The organism is Synechocystis salina LEGE 00031 (genome assembly GCF_015207985.1).
GTDB classification, from domain to species: Bacteria; Cyanobacteriota; Cyanobacteriia; order Cyanobacteriales; family Microcystaceae; genus Synechocystis; species Synechocystis salina.
This window is the reverse complement of sequence record NZ_JADEVV010000007.1, coordinates 70,028-90,945: the sequence shown is the minus strand read 5'-3', so window position 1 is coordinate 90,945 and position 20,918 is coordinate 70,028. Positions and strand designations below refer to the sequence as shown.

Sequence of the window (20,918 nt, the reverse complement as noted above, 5' to 3'; positions counted from 1 at the left end):
CTTGGCCGTTAGTAACTAATATTTACGCTCCTTGGGCTCAAAGCGATTAATCACCACCAGCATATAGTCAACTTTGATTTTTTCTCCGTCAAAACTAGCCAAAGTGTGGCGTAGAAATTGTTCATCGTCCCGACTGGAAAAATCTTCCCTGGCATGGGAACCCCGACTCTCCTGCCGTTGAATGGCAGAAGTTAAAATCAATTCCCCCACCGCCATAATGCTTTGCAGTTCCAAAGCTTCAATGATTTCCGTATTCCATTGCGGCTGTTTATCGTCCAAAAAGATTTGCTCGTATTGGGCCTTAAGATTTTGCACCTGGGCCAATCCCTCCGCCATGACGGATTCAGAACGGAAAACCCCGCAATGGTTAGTCATGCAATCCTGAAAAGCTTGGCGCAAGGCACTGATACGCACCGTACCCTGCTGGTTAAGAAGTTGCTCAATGCGGGTTTGGGCCTCGGTTTTATAAACGGTTTCGTCAATGGTCGGGAGCGGTCGCCCTTGGACATATTTGGCAATGCTGCGACCAGTACGACGGCCATAAACTACACATTCCAAGAGGGAGTTACTGCCCAAACGATTGCCCCCATGGACGGAAACACAGGCACATTCCCCCGCCGCAAAAAATCCTTCTGTTAACTCGTTGGCATTTTTCCTCACCCGACCATCGGTATTTACCGGAATGCCCCCCATGCAGTAATGCACCGTCGGCCGCACCGGCATTGGTTCTTCCACCGCGTCAATGCCCACTAAACGATGAGCTTCTTCCCAACAAAAAGGAATACGGCTCATAATTTTCTCCCGCCCCATGTGGCGCAGATCGAGGTACACGTAAGGCCCTCCAGCACTGCCATCGGCATTCACGCCCCGCCCCGCTCGGATTTCCAAGGTAATCGCTCTGGAAGTAATATCCCTGGGGGCCAACTCCATGCGACTGGGGGCATAGTCTTCCATAAACCGTCGCCCCTCACTATTAATTAAATAGGCCCCCTCTCCCCGCACCGCCTCGGAAATCAGTACCCCCACCGGATATAACCCTGTGGGATGGAACTGGACAAATTCCATATCTTCCAACGGTATTCCGGCGATCGCCGCCATGGCCAAACCATCTCCAGTGGAAGCGTAGTCATTGGAAGTGGTGTTATAAACCCGACCGTAGCCCCCCGTGGCCACCATCACCGCCTTGGCCCGGACAATTTCGATGCGGCCAGTGGCAATTTCATACATTACTAGGCCCTTAGCCTGGCCATCTTCATAGATGAGTTTCATCACATACCACTCATCATAAATTTCCACCTTATTGCGGCGCAGGTTATTAACCAATTCATGCAAAATGGCATGGCCGGTTTTATCGGCGGCATAGCAAGTGCGGTTGTGGGAGTGGCCGCCAAAGGCCCGCTGGGCAATTTTGCCGTCCGGTAGGCGGGAAAAAAGAACGCCCAAATGTTCTAGTTCGATAATTACTTCCGGTGCTTCCTTGGTGAGAATTTCCACCGCATCCTGATCCGCCAAATAATCCGACCCCTTCACCGTGTCAAAGGCATGGGCCTCCCAGGAGTCCTCCGCATCGACGTTTTTCAGGCTGGCTGCAATGCCCCCCTGGGCTGCCACAGAATGGGAACGGATGGGATGGGTTTTCGCCACGATCGCCACTTTGGTATCGGGGGCCAGGCGCTTAATTTCCAGGGCTGCCCGACAACCGGCTAAACCCCCACCAACGATGACAACGTCCTGTTCAAGCATGGAAAAACCTTCAAAGAAGCAACAACGACAATCCCCTTGGGCCTGCCTTTCCTAATGCTGAATCATTTTTGGTGATTGATCAATTTTTGCTTGTCCTACTTGTGTATATTTTTCTAACTATTTTTAACTGCAGACTATCTAGGCGAGTAATTGATCAACGAATTAACCGAATTTTTTTAAAAATAGTCGTAGTCTTTTTCCGTTTCAAAAGCAGAGTAACTAAAGTTGGAAGGGTCTCTTAAAAAAGCAAAGACTTCCTCCTCCAGACGGTGGATCAAGTAGGGTTCGATTTGATTGCTATAACGCAGACAGGCAATAAACCCATCCACATAGAGGCGGATTTCCTCCATCGAACGGCTACGGTTCCATAAATCCACCATCGCATCGGTTAACTTCTGATAAAAACGAATGAGTTGGGGGTCTTGCAACATTATGGACATGGTTATGATTCACTGACTATTTCAAGCATTATCTCTGATTCTAACGAGACGGGAATACCTTTGGAAAGTTTTGTTGATCCCCGCTAGTTTAAGCAATGGTCAGCATCAACCGCCAATCTCCGTCTTTATTTACGGGCAAACATAACGTTCCGTCACCCAGCCCCTCATGCCATTCATGGTTTCCACCAAGAAAAAACCGTTACTGTAACCTTCGGTGCTAACCGCAGTGCCATTGCTCAGGGTACGGTTGGCATTTTGGCTGGCATTACTGGGGCGAGCGCGCAAATATACCCGTCCGGTTTCAGCGCCGCAAATATAGGCCGGAGAGCCACCAACGGGGGAACCGCCACAGAGATAGCGTTCTGTGACCCATCCGGAGGAACCATCGGCAGTTTCCACAAACACAAAGCCGTTGCGGTATTCGTATCCTTGCACAGGGGTGCCATTGCTAAGGGTGCGGTTGGCATTTTGGCTGGCATTACTGGGACGGTTCCGTAAATAAACCCTTCCGGTCTCCGCTCCACAGACAGTGAGGGCATTTTGGCTTAAGGCAGGACCCTGCAAGCAAAAAACTTGCCCCAACAGACCAAACACTGCCATCAAGTTAATGAGTTTGAAGATACGGTGGGGAGCAACTTTTGCTGTGGCATTGATGGGACCTTGCATGGTGAGTCACCATTGAATTCGATAAAAATCCTGAAAAGATTTTGATTTCCATCTAACATTATAGTTGACTAGTTGTTGCGGCCTTACCAAAGGGTTAACTAGTTCGACAAATGAAACAATTAGGTAATCAAAATTAACAAAAAGTTAACAGAAATGAAACAAATATCCGTGGTTATTGTGGGTGGTGGTCTCTGCGGTTTAATGGCGGCGGTGGTGCTTCAACGTCAGGGCTTAGAAGTGACAGTGCTGGATAAGGGCAAGGGCGTTGGGGGCAGATTAGCTTCCCGGAGATTACGCCATGGAGAAGCAGTGGGCTGTTTTGATTTTGGGGCCCAGTACTTCAAGGCTCAAGATCCTCTCTTTCTTGCTTGGGTAGAGGATTGGCTCAATGCCGGGGTGGTCAAGGTTTGGGCAGAAGGCATGGGTACGGAAACCGGCGCAATCCGTAGTCAGGGGGTCAAGCTATATCGGGGGGAACCAAGTAATCGTAGTTTGGCCCAATACCTCGCCCAGGATTTGAGGGTGGTTAATCAGGAAAGGGTTAATTCTTTTCACTGGCAAGATGATGTTTGGCAAGTTCATTGTGATTCCGGACAGGTTTACCAAGGCGATCGCCTGGTGGTGACAGCGCCGTTACCCCAAACCTTAGACCTATTTGAGACTTCGGCCATTAAGTTGCCGGATTATGCCCACCAAACCTTGGAGGCCGTGACCTATGACCCTTGTTTTAGCTTGTCTTTACTGCTGGAACAGCCCAGTTTAGTGCCTGACCCCGGTGGTCTCTGGTTATCGGGGGAACCCTTAGCTTGGATGGCTTGCAGCACGAAAAAGGGCATTTCTCCCCAAGGCTACGGGGTGACGGTGCAGGCGGGCCCGGAGTTTAGTCGTCATCATTTAGAAACCGATGCCGCCCAGGTAATCCAGTTAATGACCGAAGCGGCCCAACCCTGGTTAGGCTCAGCGGTGTTGGATTCCCATTTACATCTCTGGCGCTATAGCCATCCCCAAAATCCCCTGGATCAACCTTTTCTCTTTGGGGATTTTCCTGGCCCAGTTTACTTTGGGGGAGATGCTTTCCATGGTGGCAAAGTGGAAGGGGCAGCCTTATCCGGATTGGCGATCGCCGAACATTTGTTGAATTCCCTAGCGAAAGGTTAGAACGGGAATGGAAGTTTTGCGTAGAACTTGAGCGGTGGTACTGCCGATGACCAAATGGCGAATACGGCTATGGCCATGGGCCCCCATTAACAATAAATCAATGGCGTTATCTTCCTGGTAACGAACAATGGCTTCTTCCGCATGTCCTACCAACAATTCCGCCTGGGGCTTAAAACCAGCTCTTTCCAAGACTTTTTCCGCTGTACCCAAATTGGCGATCGCCTGGGTATCGTGATTAGTTTTGCCCACGGTGACAATGTGCAGCGGTAAATCAGCTAATAGGGGGGAAATGGTCAAAAACTGCAGAATTTTTTGGCAACTGGCGCTACCGTCATAGGCAAAAAGAACTTTGGTAATGGTTTGAAACTGTTTTGGAGTGACCAAACAGGGCTTGGGAATACTGCGAATAATTCTTTCCATATTAGCTCCCAAATGACCCTGGGCAAATTTAGCTGTTTCCCCTCTTTTACCAAGGATAATTACATCAAAATCGCCCTTTAAATCTTCTAGACAATCCAATAAAAAACCTGTTTTGTGCATAACCTGCACTGACTCTATGCCAACTTGCTGGAGGGCATTTTTCGCCGTTGCCAGGAGCAGTTTCGCCTTTTGGTGATTAAGCTTGGCTTTAGTATGTTCTAAATCCACCAATTGTTTTAATAATTCTTCAGAAGTTCCTAAGCCAATACTGCCACTTAAGTTGACCGATTCCACTGCTTTTTGAGCCCGAATATCAGTGACGTATAAAACCTTGATATTGCCACCTAATTTACTGGCCAACCAAGCGGCATAGGGATAACTTTGCTGGGCGAAATCCGATCCATCAGTGCAGAGTAAAATATTTTTCACAATGGTAGCATTCCCAAAAAATAATTAGTGATATGTAAGTTATAAAAAAGCATGGCCACTTCTCCCAATTTCGTCCTAGTTAAGTACCGATACTAAGTCTTAATTTTTAGCAGAAGAATTGATAAGTTTTAGTTCCGGTTCCTTGGTCAACTTTTGCCAAAGGGTCGCACTAGCTTCGTTTAAGCCCACCAATTCCACATCAATGCCATTGCGCCGGAACTTAGTCATAATTTGCTCCACTGTGCCCACTGCCCCTTGGTCCCAAAGATGGGCATGGGTTAAATTGATAGTAACCCGGTCTACCAATTCGTCAAAATCAAAGGCTTCAAGAAACTCTTCTTTGGAAACGAAGAAAATTTGACCAGAGACATGATAAATACGATGGTTTTCGTCCTCTGTTAAAACCCTATCCACAAAAACAAGTTGGGCAATTTTACGGGTAAAAAAGATCGTGCTCATAATAATGCCCGCCGCCACCCCTAGGGCAAAGTTACGGGTGATAATAATTAGCCCCATGGTGGTAAACATAACAATGTTTTCGCTCTGGGGAATTTTGCGAAAGTCCCGCAGGGAAGACCAACGAAAAGTTCCAATGGAAACCATAATCATCACAGCTACTAAGGTTGCCATGGGCATTTGTTGCACCCAGTTTTTTAATCCCAAAATGGCAATTAGGAGAAAAATTCCCGCCGCAAAGGTGGATAACCGGCCCCGGCCGCCGGATTGCACATTGATGACTGATTGGCCAATCATGCCACAGCCCGCCATGCCACCAAAAAAGCCAGTGACAATATTGGCAATGCCTTGTCCTTTGGCTTCTCGGTTTTTGTCGCTGGGAGTATCAGTCAATTCATCCACTAAAGATGCAGTTAAAAAGGAGGCGAGCAACCCAACGATTGCCAGAGTGAGGGAGTAAGGCAGAATAATTTGTAAAGTTTCAAAGTTAAGGGGAATTTGGGGTAGTAAAAAAATTGGTAAACTTCCAGGTAACTCCCCCATATCTCCCACGGTGGGCACATCTAATTGCAAGAAAATCGTGGCATTGGTCATCACAAATAAAGCCACCAATGGAGAAGGGAAAATCGTGGTAAACCTGGGCAGAATATAAATAATTGCTAGGGAACAGGCCAGGATTAGATAAACTAACCAATATTGACTAACCTTAGTCGGGTCTAGCTGGGGTAGCTGAGCCAAAAAGATCAACACAGCCAAAGCATTGATGTAACCCAACACCACCGCCCTGGGGACATAGCGCATTTGCTTGGCAACTTTGAAAACCCCCAACAATACCTGGAAAATTCCCGTCAGTACGGTGGCAGCCAACAGGTATTGCAAACCGTGGTCTTTGACCAAATCCACCATTAATAGGGCCATGGCCCCCGTCGCGGCGGAAATAGAGCCCGATCGCCCACCGAAAAAGGCCGTCAAGATGGCAATGGTGAAGGAAGCATAGAGTCCCACCTTGGGGTCAACCCCAGCAATAATCGAAAAGGCGATCGCCTCGGGAATGAGGGCCAAACCCACCACAGCCCCGGCTAATAAATCTTCCTTCGTATTGCGAAACCACTCCCGCTTTAATATTGTCCAATTGATCATTATTTCGGTCTAAAACTTAGTCTTTTACAGGATTTTTCGCAAGAATTTTTATAAGGAAGGAGGAATGGCGATCGCGCTCAATTTTAAATCGGGACAATCCCCTGCCACCTGTTCCAAATTCCACTGATTTTTAAACAATAAAACTGGGGCATCCCAGCGGTCTTTGACCACCACCGTATTGAATAAACGTCCCGCTTTTTCTAGGGCATCCCAACCTTCCACCACCCAGCGGGCAAGGGAAAATCCCAAAGGTTCCAGGCGGGTTTCTACTCCGTATTCTTCCTGCAAACGATACTGCACCACCTCAAATTGTAATTGCCCCACCGCGGCTAAAATGGGATCTCGTTTACTTTCATCCAGGGATTGGAGAATTTGCACCGCCCCTTCTTCCTGTAGCTCCGCTACTCCCTTTTTAAAGTTTTTATACTGACTAGGATCGGTGGATTTAAGGTAGGCAAACAACTCCGGGGAAAAGGAAGGAATGGGAGGGTAAACTAATTTTTCGCCAGTGTGGACCGTATCACCAATGGTGAACGCCCCTGGATTATTTAAACCAATCACATCCCCCGCATAGGCAATGTCCACGGATTCCCTTTCCTGGGCAAAAAGTTTTTGGGGCCTGGATAAACGCACCGTTTTTCCCGTTCGGGGATGTTTTACCACCATGTCTTTTTCAAATTTGCCGGAACAGACCCGCAAAAAAGCAATGCGGTCCCGGTGTTTGGGGTCCATATTGGCCTGGAGTTTAAACACAAAACCAGAAAATTCCGGATAGGTGGGCTCAATTTTTCCTTGGTTACTATCATGGGCTTCGGGCTTGGCCGCATACTGCAAAAACGCTTGCAAAAATAGTTCCACCCCGAAATTGTTCATGGCACTGCCAAAAAATACTGGGGTCATTTCTCCGGCATGGACGGCGGCCAAATCAAATTCGGCTCCCGCTTCTTCGATTAATTCCAACTCATCTTGAAATTCGGCGTACACATCACTACCCAGCAAGGCTTCCAGGGCTGGATCATCCAGAGCCATGGTCTGATCCGCAGCCTTTTTACTACCGTGGGTGCCCGTGCGTTCAAACAAATGAATGGTTTTAGTTAAACGATTGTAAACGCCCCGAAACCGATCGCCAGTGCCAATGGGATAGTTCACTGCATAGGTGGTCATGCCCAATTCCTGCTCAATTTCGTCCATCAATTCCAGGGGGGTCAAGCTGGGGCGATCGAGCTTATTGATAAAAGTAAAAATGGGCAGATGGCGCAGGCGACAGACTTCAAACAGTTTGCGGGTCTGGGTTTCTAAACCCTTAGCAGCATCAATTAACATCACCGCATTGTCCGCCGCTGCCAGAGTCCGGTAGGTATCTTCACTAAAATCTTGGTGCCCGGGGGTATCGAGTAAATTGAGAATTTTGCCCCGGTAGTCGAACTGCAGCACGGTGGAAGTGATGGAAATACCCCGCTGTTGCTCCATGGCCATCCAGTCAGACGTGGCACTGCGCTGAGTACGGCGAGCTTTCACGGCCCCTGCTTCTTGAATTGCCCCCCCATAGAGCAATAATTTTTCCGTTAGGGTAGTTTTCCCTGCATCGGGGTGGGAAATGATCGCAAAATTACGACGGCGATCTACCTCTTTCAAAAGATCGTCCAGGGCTTTGTCCGAAGACGGCGCCGTTGAAGATAGGGAAGTTTGCATGCGATGGGAAAAAATAGGCGGGCATTAGCAACGGGCCCACTCTTTCTAGGCTCTAGCTGGAAGTATTGTCTCAAGTTAGCGGCGGATCTGTCCAATAGTGGGTCGAGTTTTGCCCTAGAACTTCTCACCAATGCCGAAGTTAATGCGGGATTCTCCCTCTCCAGTAAAGCCGAGGTCAATGCGGATGGGGCCCACCGGGGACTGGATTCTCACTCCGAAGCCATAGCCTACTCCAGAACCCGGTAAACCCCGGACGATGGCCGGAAAGCCTGGTACTGCCCCCTGGGAACCAAGGTTAGAGCCGTAGTCCACAAATAGGGCTCCTCCCACCGCCGCAATAATGGGGAAGCGGTACTCCGCTGTGGCCTGGAAGAAGCTGCGACCATTGCCCAGTTCCCCTTCCTGGTAACCCCGCACCGAGTTACTGCCCCCTAAAATAAACGCTTCATAGGGAGGTAAATCCCCTAACACAGTCCCCGCTTGCACGTTGAAAGCCACCGTTTGGGGTTGGGTGGACTCCACAAAGCCAAAGCCCGTCAAATCCAGCCAGTTAACCGGGATGTAGTAGCTATAACTACCCCGCAACCGGGTCATCATAATATTGCCGGTGCCAACGGGAATGGTTTGTTCTGCCCCAAAGCGCACTAGGGAACCACTGGTGGGTTGCAAAGCATTGTTGCGGTTATCTTGGGAAGCGCCAAAGGAGAGGGTGAACAGCTCATCTACCCCGTAGTCGCTAAAGGAGAGGGGCTGGGAATTAAAGCCATTTAAAGGCGCGGAAAAGGGAGACAGGGCACCAGCGGCATTCTCAATGCGGACATTCTGGTAACCAAAACCCGCTGACAAACGCCAATCCGGAGGGGAAAACACATCATCGGCGATCGGTCTAAAAAAGGTTAGTCCTAAACCAGTACGCACTACCCTGGGACTGTCAAAGCCGTTAAAGGTACGAATGGAAGAATCGGCCCCGTCGAATACGAGGGAAATGGTCCGACGGCGGAAAAGGTTGGCAGTGTAGGAAGTACGGAATGGATCGCCCCCAATCCACGGGTCGGTAAAACTGACATCAAACAAAAGCTCCCTTTGACCCACTTGGGCTTCCACCCCAATGGTTTGGTTGTTACCCCCCAGATTTTTTTCCTGGTAACTAATGGTACCAAACAGCCCACTGGTGCTACTGATACCCCCTCCAGCGGCGATGGAGCCCGTATTACCTTCCACCACATCGACGTTGACAATTACCTCCGTGGGATCGGTACCAGGGTTAAAAGACAGCCTGACATCTTCAAACAGTCCGAGGCTATACACCCGCTGTAAATCCGTTTGGGCGCGATTGCGGTTAAAAACGTCCCCCGGCTTCAGGCGCATTTCCCTGGTGATAATGAAATCCCTGGTTCTGCCCTCCACTGGCTCGTCTTCCGAGTCAAAAAATCGCACTTGGATATTTTCCACAATACCCTCGGCAATAACCAGAGTGACTTGGCCATCGGCTCCCACCTGGGGAGACCCCACTACCTGGGCCAGGTCATAACCCTGGTTGGAATACCATTCATTGATGGTTTTAATCCCCTCTTGTAATTCCCGCAGGTTGAGGATTTTGCCGTACTGGTCCCCAAAGGTTTCGTCCACTACTTCCTGGGGCAGAATTCGTTCCTTCCCTTCGGCCACTTCTGGCACTGTGCGTATATTCAAGCCGGTGAAGACTGGGTTGGCCTGCACTTCAAAGGTCACCCTCACCCCCAAGGGTGTATCACTGGGAGCTACCCGCACATTACTAAAGTAACCGGTGGCATAGATAGCGTTGACATCCTCTTGCAACTGACTGCGGGTAGTTGTGCGGCCGGGTTGGGTACGAATGGCGTTATAAACTAACAGCTCCAGTTCCGGGGTGGTGCCGGTAACTAATACTTCACTGACCAATACCCTTGGTTCGTCCTGGGCCGGGGCTGGAGTGGTGGTGCTGGGGCTGGCCGAAGGGGTAAAACTGGGTAGGGTCTGGGTCGGCCCCGGAGTACCTTCGGTGGTGGTGGGAGGAGCATCGGGGGTGAAGGTAGGGGCTTCCTCCACCGTTTCTTCTTCAATGGTGGTCTCCATTTCCACCTCTTCTACCTGCTCTTCCACAGGGGCTTGGGCCATTAATGGAGAGTCGTTCCCAAGCTGGTCTATGGGACTAGTTGACGTCGCTGTTGTTGCTACAGATTCCTGCTCACCCTGGGCCATGGCGGGGAGGGATGCCGTATCTTTGACTGCCTTGACGGACTCAATAGATGCTATGGAAGCAAGATCATCCACCGCTCTATCCAAATTTCCAGCCCCAACCTCCATATCTGCAGTTTCCGGGGGCAGAACCTCGATCGCCGTATTGGTCGCATCAATGGGGGAGACAATTTCCTGGGGGGAAGACGATCCAAAGGCCTCCGATTCGGAAGTGGGGCCGGGAAAATTAAGTTCCGGAGATGGGGAAACCAATAGCTCCGTGCTGTCCCCGTCGGCCAACATATTGAGGGGGGAAAATGGCTGAGTTGCCTGGGCTGGAGATGCCCCCAGAACAAGACCACTGGTTAACAAAAGAAGTCGATAGTAAGGAGAAAGAGTCACGCTTTTGTTCTGGTTTGACACGTCCTGACACCCAATTCAAGCCATTGATATTGATACAGACACAGGGGGTACGAAAAAATACCCAAAAACAACGCCGCGATGGCTAGGGATTCGCCGCGATTGCTTGCCCATTATCGAGTCCCGTCGGTTTCCTGACAAGCCGTTTGTGCAAGGTTTTAAACTGGTAGGTTGACCCAGACCCGTTGGAAAGGTTCCAAACCAAGCAAGGGCGATCAGGAGGCACCTATTTGGGACTGCAGGCGCTCAATTTGGCTTAAAACCCGTTTTTCCACCGTTTGGTAAGCGGATTCAATTTCGCCCAAATCCCGCCGGAAACGATCTTTGTCCAATACCCTGGCCTGGGGATCGGTCTGGGTGTTATCCCACAAACGACAGGTATCCGGACTAATTTCATCGGCTAAAATAATCCTCCCCTGGCGATCGCCGCCGAATTCTAACTTGAAGTCCACCAGGGTAATGTCGCACTGGGCAAAGAATCGTTGGAGATGCTGGTTAATATTTAGGGCCAAGTCCTTGAGGGTCTGCAATCCCGCTTCATCGGTGACCCCCAAGAGCAAGGCCCGCTCCCAGGTCAGCAGGGGATCCCCCAGGGCATCGTCTTTTAAATAGAACTCCACCAACGGGTTGCCCAAGACCAAGCCTTCCTTCAAACCCGTTTGCTTACAAAGACTACCGGCGGCAATATTACGCACCACCACTTCCAGGGGAATAATGTCCACTGCTTTCACCAACATTTGGTCATTTTGGGGGCAGTCAAGGTAATGGGTGGGAATCCCCAGGGTTTCTAGCCAACGGAATAGGGCCGCTGAAATGGCGCAGTTAATGGCCCCTTTGCCCTGGATTTGACCTTTTTTTTGGGCATTAAAGGCGGTGGCGTCGTCTTTAAAAATAGTTAGCAGTACATCTGGATCCTCTGTGGGGTAAAGGATTTTAGCCTTGCCTTCGTACAGTTTTTCCATGGAAGAGTTACCAAAATTGACAGCGAACTAACCTTGGGGCTGACCTGACCCTGAACCGATTTTAGCGGAGATGGGTATTAATACTTGGCTCCGGCAAAGGAAAGATTACCATGGTGGTGTGGGGCGCCAGTCCCGTCGGCCCAGGGAGCAAGAGGAGACCATCAAATGTTAAAGGCAGTGTTATTAGACTTCAATGGCGTGGTGATCAACGACGAAGCCATTCACCGGGCCCTAATTGACGAGTTGCTCCTCACCGAGAATTTGCGTCCCCTCACCCCGGCCGATTACCAACAGTTTTGTTTAGGCCGCAGCGACCGGGCCTGTTTGGTAGATTTGTTTGAGCATCGGGGTCGGGGGTTAACGGAAGCCTATCTGCAAAAGTTAATTGACCGCAAAGCGGAGAGTTACCATCAAAAACTGGTGGCCCTGGAAACCCTACCCATCTATGACGGACTGAAGGATTTTCTGGAAAAGTTGCAGTTACAACGATTGGCGATCGCCTTGGTGACGGGGGCTGTGAGGGCGGAAGTGCAATATGTCCTAAACCGGTCTGGGCTAGCATCGTACTTTCCGGTCATTGTGGCGGGGGATGATATTACTGCGAGCAAACCCCAACCGGACGGTTATCAACTGGCCATCACCAAACTCAATCAATGGCGTCAAAGCCAAGCGGTGGCCGATAGCCTATTGGATGATACCGCTCCCCTCTTGCCGGAAAATTGTCTGGCGATCGAGGATACCTTTGCTGGCATTGAAGCGGCGAAAAAGGCCGGCATTGCGGTAGTTGGCATTGCCCACACCTACCCCTATCACTTCATGCAACGGCAAGCGAACTGGGCCGTGGACCGCTTTGATGAGTTGGATCTAGACCGTTTACAGGTAATTTTTTCTCGGCCCAAGGTGGCAGTTTAAACCTTACTTAAAACCGCAAATAACAATTTGAGAATTAGCAAAAACAGAGCAATGGTGGCCATAACGGCGATCGCCCCGGCCATGGCGGCAATAATGACCGTGACAAGGACGGGAAAATCCAATTGGGCCGCCAATTCGACGATCACGGGCCAGCGGCTCAAACCCGGCACGGCTAATAAAGCCAAAATGGTTAGGGTATTGAGGCTCAACATTTCTGTTACTTCTAACCAGCGCTTAAATTGGGCAAAAATTATTCCCGCCACCACCATGCCCAAAATACCTAAACTAATATTGGTTTGGGGAAAGAGGGTGACAGCAATAATGCCCCAAAAAACTACGACGGAACCGGTTAAAGCCCCTTGGAACAGAACTTTGATAACCGGCAAATTTTGCACCGCTTGGCTAATTTTACCCGGGGTTTTGGGGGGGGCTGGAGTTGGAGCAGAACCTGCTGGGGTTGGTTGAATTTGGGTATTGGCACCTTGGGGAGTGGATGCTACGGCCACCGGTGGAGATTTACCCTGATTGCCCTTACCGCCGTTGAGAACTGCCAAAACCTCCTCGGCACTGGCGTAACGGTCCTTGGGGGTGGGTAAAAGCAAACGATCAATTACATCGGCCAAAGGTTGACTAACCTGCAAACCAGGCGATCGCCAATTCCATTGGTTATGGTAAGCGTCATACAAATCCTGGGCCGTTTTGCCCGTTAACAGATAAAGACAAGTTACAGCCAAAGCATATAAATCCGTGGCGGGATAAACCTGGTTGCCAGCCATTTGTTCCGGCGGCGCAAAACCCATGGAGTAAATCCCCGTGGAACTTTCGTTGCTTGTCCCCACCCCGGCGGTTGCCTGCTTCACTGCCCCAAAATCCAACAGGTACAATTTGCCCTCTTGGTCCCGCATTAAATTAGATGGCTTAATATCCCGGTGGATCGCTCCGGTGCCGTGGACGAAACTAAGAATTTTGAGCATTTCCGTCAGCACCCACAGCACTTCTGCTTCCGCCATGGGACCGTGTTTTTCAACGGTTTTTTCCAAATCCTGACCGTTAATAAATTCCTGCACCAAATAAAAAAATTGATCCTGTTTCCCAGTGCGGGGATCGTCCACCAACAGAGGAAAATAGGCAAACAAATCGGGAATCTGATCATGGCGATTGCCCAACTTTTCCAACACCACCGCTTCCCGTTCAAACAGGGATAAAGCTAAATCCAATTGCTCTTGATTTAAATTCCCCGACGGTTGAAATTGCTTAACCACGCAAAAACGCATGGTGGGGGTAAACCGGTCCAGGGCAAGATAGGCGGCCCCAAAACCACCCTGTCCTAAAAGTTTCACCGGCAAATATCTACCGGCTAAAATCAGCGGCATCCGACAACTGGTGCAAAACCTTTGTTGCACTGTTTGCAAGGTGTTGCGATTATCCAGGTCAGGAAAAGAATTTAAACGGGCACAACCGGGGCGGGTGCAGAGCAGATCCATTGGCTGGTAAGGGTCTGATAGGTTTGGGCGGACTCAGCCCCAGTTTATCTTGTTTTTTTATTAACCTCGGCTGAATGGTGGGAAAATTGGCTTTGGCTGATAGTCCGTTTTGTTTCCTTTTCAAGTCCACTTTCAGAATCGTTAATCTTCCTAGCGTTGATTGATCGCCTGTTCAGTTTTCGCGTCAAACAGATGAATTTTTTCAGGGTTGATCGCCAACCAGAGTTGTTCCCCCACCTGGAGCAGATGATCAGGGGCAATGCGAGCCTGTAGGGTTAGCTCCGGTTCCGTCACTAAATGGGCATAGATAAAAGTATCGTTACCGAGGGCTTCCACCAAATTTACTTTCACAGGGAAAGCGTCGGATCCTTCGGCGCTAAGGACAAAACTTTCTGGCCTTACTCCCAAAATTAGGGAACGACCCACGTAGGGAGCCACTAGTTCGTGCCATTTTGCCGGCAGATTTAGGGCAAAGGCGGGATGTTGCAGCACTGTAGCCGATGCCACTTTGAGGGTAAAAAAGTTCATGGGAGGAGAACCGATAAATTCCCCCACAAAACGGTTGGCGGGCTGATTGTACAAAGTTAAAGGGGGCGCAATCTGTTGGATTACCCCTTGGTTGAGCACTGCTATCCGATCGCCCATGGTCATAGCTTCGGTTTGGTCGTGGGTGACGTAAATGGTGGTGATGCCCAGTTGCCGCTGAATTTGCACAATCTGACTGCGGGTTTCCGCTCGCAATTTGGCATCCAGGTTGGACAGGGGTTCATCCATCAAAAAGACCTGAGGATTCCTGGCGATCGCCCGACCGAGGGCCACCCGTTGCTTTTGCCCACCGGATAATTGTTTGGGCAGACGGTCTAGCAAATGATCAATTTGCAATTGTTGGGCCACTTGGCTGACCCGTTGAGCCAACACCTTTTCCTGGGCTGACAAATAATGCAAAGACTTGGGCAACGGCTTAGTAATACCCCGCAAACTGTCCCCTACCCAGCGGGGTAATTTATCCGCGGTCTGACTATTTTCCCGATCAGGCATGCGCCGCAAACCAAAGGCAATGTTGTCGTAAACGCTCAGATGGGGATAGAGGGCATAGCTTTGGAACACCATGGCAATGTCCCTGGCCTTGGGGGGTAAATCATTGACCCGGCGATCGCCAATGTAAATTTGGCCCCCTGTCACAGTTTCTAAGCCCGCAATTAACCGCAGGAGAGTACTTTTGCCACAACCGGATGGCCCCACCAGGACCATAAATTCCCCATCGGCAATTTCTAGGTTAATGGCCTTGAGCACATTTACCGGAGCCCCTTCCTTAGCCTGATTTTTGCCTTGGGGAGGGAAACTTTTGTAGAGGTTTTCGACAATTACCTGGGCCACAGCGGAAACCGAAATCAATGGGCATCAGAGCATCCTAGCACCTTAATTAGGCTTATCCCTGCTGATAGATATGGATATTAACTTGCCAAAATTTGCCGCAGACTGGTTTCTAGGTCTGGCGCTTGGAATTGAAAATCTGTTTTGGCGATCGCCTCTGGTAAAACCTTTTGTCCTTCCAGCACCAACTTGGCCGCTTCTCCTAGGAGTAATTCCAAAGCAATATCCGGCACCGGCAACCAGGAAGGACGGGCTAACACTTTCCCCAGGGTATGGCAAAATTCCTTCATCTTGACCGGATTGGGCGCTGTGGCGTTAAAGGTGCCCCGCAGTGATGGGTCAGTTAAGGCCTTGTCAATCAGAGCAACCAAATCCCGGCGATCAATCCAGGAAAACCATTGTTCTCCACTGCCCAGAGGTCCCCCTGCAAATAATTTAAACGGTGGCAACATTTTGCCCAACGCACCGCCATCGGCCCCCAGTACAATACCAATGCGCAAGATCACCAACCTAACCCCCAATGACTCTACTGAGTGGGCGGCATTTTCCCACGCCTGACAAACTTCGGCCAGAAAATCATCCCCCGCTGGACTCCTTTCCGTAAAAGTCTCTGTTTCGCTAGTGCCGTAGTAGCCAATGGCTGACCCAGAAATCATTACCTGGGGCCTCCGTTCTGCTTTGGCGATCGCCTCCACCAACTTTTCCGTACCTAGTTTCCGACTATCAAAAATTGCGGTTTTGTAAGCTTCCGTCCACCGTTCCGAAATGGGTTCCCCCGCCAGATTAATCACCGCATCCTGGCCATTGACCTGTTCCTGCCAGGGACCACTCTCCGTTGCTTCATAGGCGATCGCCTTTAACTGGGGAAAACTGCTGGGGGGAAATAACCGTTGGGCCTTGGGCACACTACGCACCAACAAAGTTAGCTCATGGCCCTGTTGGTGTAGCAGGGGCACCAAAGAACGCCCCACAAAGCCCGTCACCCCAGTCAAAATAATTTTCATTAATGTACGCCTCCCACCACCAGCAGTAATATGCCATTGCCAATCTTTCCCATCTTAGGAGGAACTGCCCACGCTGACCAACCTACTATCAATGCCATTGCCCAGGCGGGAGAGGGAGTGGGTTAAAATAAAATCCTGCATTGTGCTGTCAATGTTCCCCAGAGGATCTACCCAATGATTGAGATGAGAGTAGCTGGCATTGCCCTCGATGCGGTAAGTCGCAGTCCCATCGTATTGCTCAAGGATGGATCTGAACGGCGGGCATTACCTATTTACATTAGCCAAGACCAGGCCCGTTCGATTATCGGAGCCTTAGAAAATCAAAAACCTAGTCGCCCCCTCACCCATGACCTGATGGTTAATCTCCTCACCACCTGGGATGTGGACCTTAAAAAAATTATCATTCATTCCCTGCAGGACAACACCTTTTACGCCGTACTCTGCTGTGTGCAGGGGGATCAAATCAGAGAAATTGACTGCCGCCCCAGTGATGCCATTTCCCTTGCCTTGCGGATGGATAGTCCCATTTGGGTGATGGAAGAAGTATTAGCCGACGCTTCCATTCCGGTGGATCGGGATGCGGACGAAGAGGAAAGACAAGCTTTTCGCAATTTTCTCGACAATGTTAGCCCCGAAGCCTTGATTAAACAGGCTCGCCTCAGTTCCGATAGCTTTGAAGCGGAATCCGATAGCTAGGGGCGATGTTAGTTCAGATTGGCAGATTGTGGCGTAGACCTATCAACAACAGGCAGTGGAAATAGAAAAGGACGACAGCAAAAAATAATTTCCCTTGGTTGATTGCTAAACTTAATTGTTGATTGAACCTTGAGCTTAGTGTGCCCATGACTGTTGTCCCCGACTACCTTGCCCATCTTAATCCCTCCCAAAGACGGGCGGTGGAGCATTTTTGTGGTCCCCTCCTAGTAGTGGCCGGGGCCGGCTCGGGGAAAACCAGAGCACTAACCTACCGCATTGCCCACCTCATTCGTCAACATCGTATCAATCCGGAAAATATTTTGGCGGTCACCTTCACCAATAAAGCCGCCAAGGAAATGAAGGAACGGTTGGAAAAGATCTTTGCCCAAACCTGGGCCCAGCAGGAATTTAATCAACGCTGGGAATTGTTGGGGGAATATGAACAAAAACAGTTGCTTTCCAGGGTGTACAAAACAGTTACGAAACCCCTCTGGATTGGCACTTTCCACAGTCTATGTTCTCGTATTCTCCGCTACGAAATTGATAAATATCAGGACACCAGTGGCCGCCGTTGGACAAAACAATTTTCCATTTTCGATGAAAGTGACGTGCAAAGTTTATTTAAGACCATTGTCACTAAGGATATGGATCTAGATGAAAAACAGTTCAATCCTAAAAGTATTCGCTATCAGGTCAGTAATGCTAAAAACCTCGGGCAATCACCGGAAATTTATCTGCGGGAAAATCGCAGCTATAAAGGCAGAGTGATTGCGGAAGTTTACCAAGCTTACCAAAACCAATTGGCGGCCAATAATGCCCTAGATTTTGATGATTTAATTCTCATTCCCACCCGTTTATTTCAACAAAATGAATCAGTTTTGGGCTACTGGCATCGCAAGTTTAATCATATTTTGGTGGACGAATACCAAGACACTAATCGCATTCAGTATGATTTAATTCGCTTGCTGAGCACCAATGGGGAAGAACGACGGTCGGAGTGGGATTGGCGGGGACGCTCCACTTTTGTCGTGGGGGATGCGGACCAATCCATTTACAGTTTCCGCATGGCAGACTTTACCATTCTGCTCAATTTTCAGGATGATTTTGGCGATCGCCTGGTGGATGAACAAACGAGCACCATGGTCAAGCTAGAGGAGAATTACCGTTCCCGGGAAAATATTCTCCAGGCGGCTAACCATTTAATTGAACATAATAGCCAACGCATTGATAAGGTGCTAAAGGCTACCCGCAGCGGCGGGGATGATATTATCCTTTACCAAGCCGATGATGAACGGGATGAGTCCCGTTTCGTAATTAATAAAATCCTAACTTTAAAGAAAAATAATCCCGAACTGAACTTTGGCAGCTTTGCCATTTTGTATCGCACCAATGCCCAATCCCGGGCCTTTGAAGAGCAGTTATTAAATAACAATATTCGCTACAACATTGTCGGTGGTTTTCGCTTTTATGATCGCCAGGAAATCAAAGATGCTATTGCTTACCTCCGGGTATTGGTGAATCCGGCGGATACGGTCAGCTTGTTACGGATTATCAATACTCCCCGACGGGGCATTGGTAAGTCCACCATTGAGGGTTTCGTCAATGCCTCCAAAGAATTGGACATTCCCCTGTGGGAAATTATCACCGATGAAACTTCTGTGAATACCCTAGCCGGGCGATCGGCCAAGAAAACGCTGCAATTTGCCCGCATGCTCCAGGAGATCCAAAGCCAGATTGGTGACCTTTCGGCGTCGGAAGCCCTCAATTTGGTATTAGAAAAATCCAACTATGTGGAAGATCTCAGGCAAAAAAGCACAGAAGAAGCGGATAATCGTCTAGCCAACCTGGGGGAATTGGACAATGCCGTGCGACAGTTTGAAGCGGAAAGTGAAGATCCTAGCCTAGTGGAGTTTTTGGCTTCGGCATCCCTCACCTCCGACCTCGATAACTTGGAGGAATCCGGGGATGAAGTTTCCCTCATGACGCTCCATTCTGCCAAGGGCTTAGAATTTCCAGTGGTCTTTTTGGTGGGGTTGGAGCAGGGCACCTGTCCCCACGCCCGCAGCTTAAACGATCCTTTGGATCTGGAGGAGGAACGTCGTCTATGCTACGTGGGCATTACCCGGGCCCAAGAAAATCTCTTTTTAACCCATGCCCGCATGCGTTACGTTTGGGGTTCTTTGGAAACAAAAATTCCCTCTCAATTCCTCCAGGAATTACCTCCGGATTTACTGGCCGATGGCTCAACGGGTCGAAAAAATAGTCGCCATGTCCCCGCCGCCGATCCCAAGGGCCCTTCCATTGCCCAAAAACAGGCCCGGAAACCAGCCAGTTCCCAGTCCGCCAAACCGGCCAAAGAACTGATCTGGAACGTTGGCGATCAGGTCATGCATAACAATTTTGGCGAAGGCACTGTAACCCACATTTTAGGCAAGGGCCACAAGGCTAATTTGGCCATCAAATTTCCCGGCATTGGGGTGAAAATCATCGACCCCAGTTTCGCCCCTCTACGCCGCCCTTAACTTCCAAAATTTTTCCGTTGCTAATACTAAGCCATGCTCCACCTCAAGATTCTTGAGACCCTTGTCTTGAAGGCTTTTCGTCCGAAACTGTAATTTTTTGTTCAAATGCGCACGTTGGTTCTCTTAGAAACAGCAACCATTTAACCCTTGCCAGAAGGTAGCGGAGAGTCCAACAATTGAGATAGGGACTGAGAAAGTGCCATCCTTCCCGATGGACTCGCCTGTGATAAAAAACCAGCGTGTAAGCAAAATCGCGAATTCTTCGTCCCCAGTAGATCCGCTGAATGCCACCGAGATCAAGGCGAATGCCATGACGACTGTAGTTGGCGTAGTTGAGAGGATTAAGGGGTGTGAGTTGCTGCTGTTGAGCTAGACTATCATAGGAGCGTCCAGGGCGAGTTTTAGGACAATCGTCCGGTTCGATCCATTCACACAGCATCCAGGTGAGTCCAGCGGCATGGAACTGCGCTACGTCACGGGTGACATGCTGGGATTGCAAATATATTCCTACTGGTATCTCCGACCAAACGCCATGTTGCCAGACGAAATCCGGCTCGAAAAAGGCTTTAAATGCCCAGGAATGCGTCTTCTCCCCGTATGTTATATCAAGCCTAACTACCTGTCCGATCATTCCACTTCCAGCATGGCTGATGCGAAGTTCCAGAGTACCTTGCAGACTCTGAAGGTAGAGAGTTGTTTTTGGGAAGGGCTGCGCTGATCTCCCTACACTCTGTGCTAAGCGATCAAAAAAGGCAAGAAGCAGTGGTTCTGGCAAATAATCACAGAAAATAGAAGGCAAATGACCGAAATACAAACGCTCATACCCATTTTGCTGGCAAATGTTGCAGACGTAGCGGTAGAACTGCCAGGGAGAAAGAAGGGTTGTCCGGGCAAGGATATCGAGCTCGGTAGGGTCACAGGGCGAAATTAAAGGGTTAGAGGCGGAGGATTGAAAACGCTTCCAGAAGGTGAGAGTCAATGTAGTCGTTCGAGCGCAAAGACACTGGGGTTAATATTTAACGTGAGTTCGCGTTAAGCCGATCCTTAGAAGTATTGCTCTGACTGCAATGGAGGTTTTTTCGCCAGCTACACTGGAGAATTTGGGGCTTCAGGACCTCAAAAAAATCACTTGTGAGGATGCAAAAACACAAATCACGAGTCTGATGTCATTCCCGAATGTATTGATCTATAGAGCTTGTAGCCT

The 20,918-nt window shown here is 49.6% G+C and carries 16 protein-coding genes; 4 read left to right on the top strand and 12 right to left on the bottom strand.

Annotated elements, in window-relative coordinates; genetic code table 11:
• Positions 1 to 15 precede the first annotated feature (15 nt).
• From IQ217_RS03925 to IQ217_RS03915, 3 genes are all read right to left on the bottom strand, one after another.
• The gene (locus IQ217_RS03925) at positions 16 to 1,743 is read right to left on the bottom strand and encodes a succinate dehydrogenase/fumarate reductase flavoprotein subunit (RefSeq protein WP_194018981.1); all 1,728 of its coding nucleotides are present in this window, start codon (positions 1,741 to 1,743) and stop codon (positions 16 to 18) included.
• Positions 1,744 to 1,919: 176 nt separating this feature from the next.
• Positions 1,920 to 2,183 (bottom strand): DUF6761 family protein, encoded by a 264-nt coding sequence (locus IQ217_RS03920; protein ID WP_199309817.1) that lies wholly within the window; start codon positions 2,181 to 2,183, stop codon positions 1,920 to 1,922.
• Positions 2,184 to 2,312: 129 nt separating this feature from the next.
• Positions 2,313 to 2,849: an SH3 domain-containing protein gene (locus IQ217_RS03915; protein WP_194018980.1), complete on the bottom strand. Its 537-nt coding sequence runs from the start codon at positions 2,847 to 2,849 to the stop codon at positions 2,313 to 2,315.
• Positions 2,850 to 3,002: 153 nt separating this feature from the next.
• Between IQ217_RS03915 and IQ217_RS03910 the strand changes: the two genes are divergently transcribed.
• Positions 3,003 to 4,007 (top strand): NAD(P)/FAD-dependent oxidoreductase, encoded by a 1,005-nt coding sequence (locus IQ217_RS03910; protein WP_194018979.1) that lies wholly within the window; start codon positions 3,003 to 3,005, stop codon positions 4,005 to 4,007.
• Here IQ217_RS03910 and IQ217_RS03905 read toward each other — a convergent pair.
• The 5 genes from IQ217_RS03905 to purC all read right to left on the bottom strand — a co-directional run bounded on the left by IQ217_RS03905 (position 3,993) and on the right by purC (position 11,722).
• Positions 3,993 to 4,856, bottom strand: coding sequence for a universal stress protein (locus IQ217_RS03905; RefSeq protein ID WP_194018978.1), 864 nt, complete (start codon positions 4,854 to 4,856; stop codon positions 3,993 to 3,995). The two genes, IQ217_RS03910 and IQ217_RS03905, sit on opposite strands and share 15 nt — an antisense overlap.
• Positions 4,857 to 4,955: 99 nt before the next feature.
• On the bottom strand, positions 4,956 to 6,452 hold the full coding sequence (locus tag IQ217_RS03900) for a SulP family inorganic anion transporter (protein WP_194018977.1): 1,497 nt from the start codon (positions 6,450 to 6,452) through the stop codon (positions 4,956 to 4,958).
• Between the two features lie 48 nt (positions 6,453 to 6,500).
• A complete protein-coding gene (prfC, locus tag IQ217_RS03895; RefSeq protein WP_194018976.1) occupies positions 6,501 to 8,144 on the bottom strand; it encodes a peptide chain release factor 3 in 1,644 nt (547 codons plus the stop codon).
• 114 nt (positions 8,145 to 8,258) lie between these two features.
• Positions 8,259 to 10,742, bottom strand: coding sequence for a BamA/TamA family outer membrane protein (locus IQ217_RS03890; RefSeq protein WP_338116525.1), 2,484 nt, complete (start codon positions 10,740 to 10,742; stop codon positions 8,259 to 8,261).
• 233 nt (positions 10,743 to 10,975) lie between these two features.
• Positions 10,976 to 11,722 carry a phosphoribosylaminoimidazolesuccinocarboxamide synthase gene (gene purC / locus IQ217_RS03885; protein ID WP_194018974.1) on the bottom strand — a complete coding sequence of 249 codons (747 nt, stop codon included), beginning with the start codon at positions 11,720 to 11,722 and terminating at the stop codon, positions 10,976 to 10,978.
• Positions 11,723 to 11,887: 165 nt separating this feature from the next.
• Here purC and IQ217_RS03880 point away from each other — a divergent pair, with 165 nt between their 5' ends.
• Positions 11,888 to 12,634 (top strand): HAD family hydrolase, encoded by a 747-nt coding sequence (locus IQ217_RS03880; RefSeq protein WP_194018973.1) that lies wholly within the window; start codon positions 11,888 to 11,890, stop codon positions 12,632 to 12,634.
• Here the strand turns inward: IQ217_RS03880 and spkF are convergent.
• The 3 genes from spkF to thyD all read right to left on the bottom strand — a co-directional run bounded on the left by spkF (position 12,631) and on the right by thyD (position 16,496).
• The gene (gene spkF, locus IQ217_RS03875) at positions 12,631 to 14,118 is read right to left on the bottom strand and encodes a serine/threonine-protein kinase SpkF (RefSeq protein ID WP_194018972.1); all 1,488 of its coding nucleotides are present in this window, start codon (positions 14,116 to 14,118) and stop codon (positions 12,631 to 12,633) included. The genes IQ217_RS03880 and spkF overlap by 4 nt on opposite strands.
• A 150-nt stretch (positions 14,119 to 14,268) precedes the next feature.
• A complete protein-coding gene (locus IQ217_RS03870) occupies positions 14,269 to 15,495 on the bottom strand; it encodes an ATP-binding cassette domain-containing protein (RefSeq protein ID WP_194018971.1) in 1,227 nt (408 codons plus the stop codon).
• A gap of 77 nt (positions 15,496 to 15,572) precedes the next feature.
• Positions 15,573 to 16,496, bottom strand: coding sequence for a thylakoid membrane protein ThyD (thyD, locus tag IQ217_RS03865; RefSeq protein WP_194018970.1), 924 nt, complete (start codon positions 16,494 to 16,496; stop codon positions 15,573 to 15,575).
• A 174-nt stretch (positions 16,497 to 16,670) separates the two neighbouring features.
• On the opposite strand from thyD, the gene IQ217_RS03860 reads away from it, so the two are divergent.
• Positions 16,671 to 17,192, top strand: coding sequence for a bifunctional nuclease family protein (locus tag IQ217_RS03860; protein WP_190599409.1), 522 nt, complete (start codon positions 16,671 to 16,673; stop codon positions 17,190 to 17,192).
• Positions 17,193 to 17,332: 140 nt separating this feature from the next.
• Positions 17,333 to 19,714, top strand: coding sequence for a DNA helicase PcrA (pcrA, locus tag IQ217_RS03855; RefSeq protein ID WP_338116526.1), 2,382 nt, complete (start codon positions 17,333 to 17,335; stop codon positions 19,712 to 19,714).
• Between the two features lie 43 nt (positions 19,715 to 19,757).
• On the opposite strand, the gene IQ217_RS18790 is transcribed toward pcrA, so the two are convergent.
• Positions 19,758 to 20,693 (bottom strand): hypothetical protein, encoded by a 936-nt coding sequence (locus IQ217_RS18790; protein WP_228023915.1) that lies wholly within the window; start codon positions 20,691 to 20,693, stop codon positions 19,758 to 19,760.
• Positions 20,694 to 20,918: the final 225 nt, after the last annotated feature.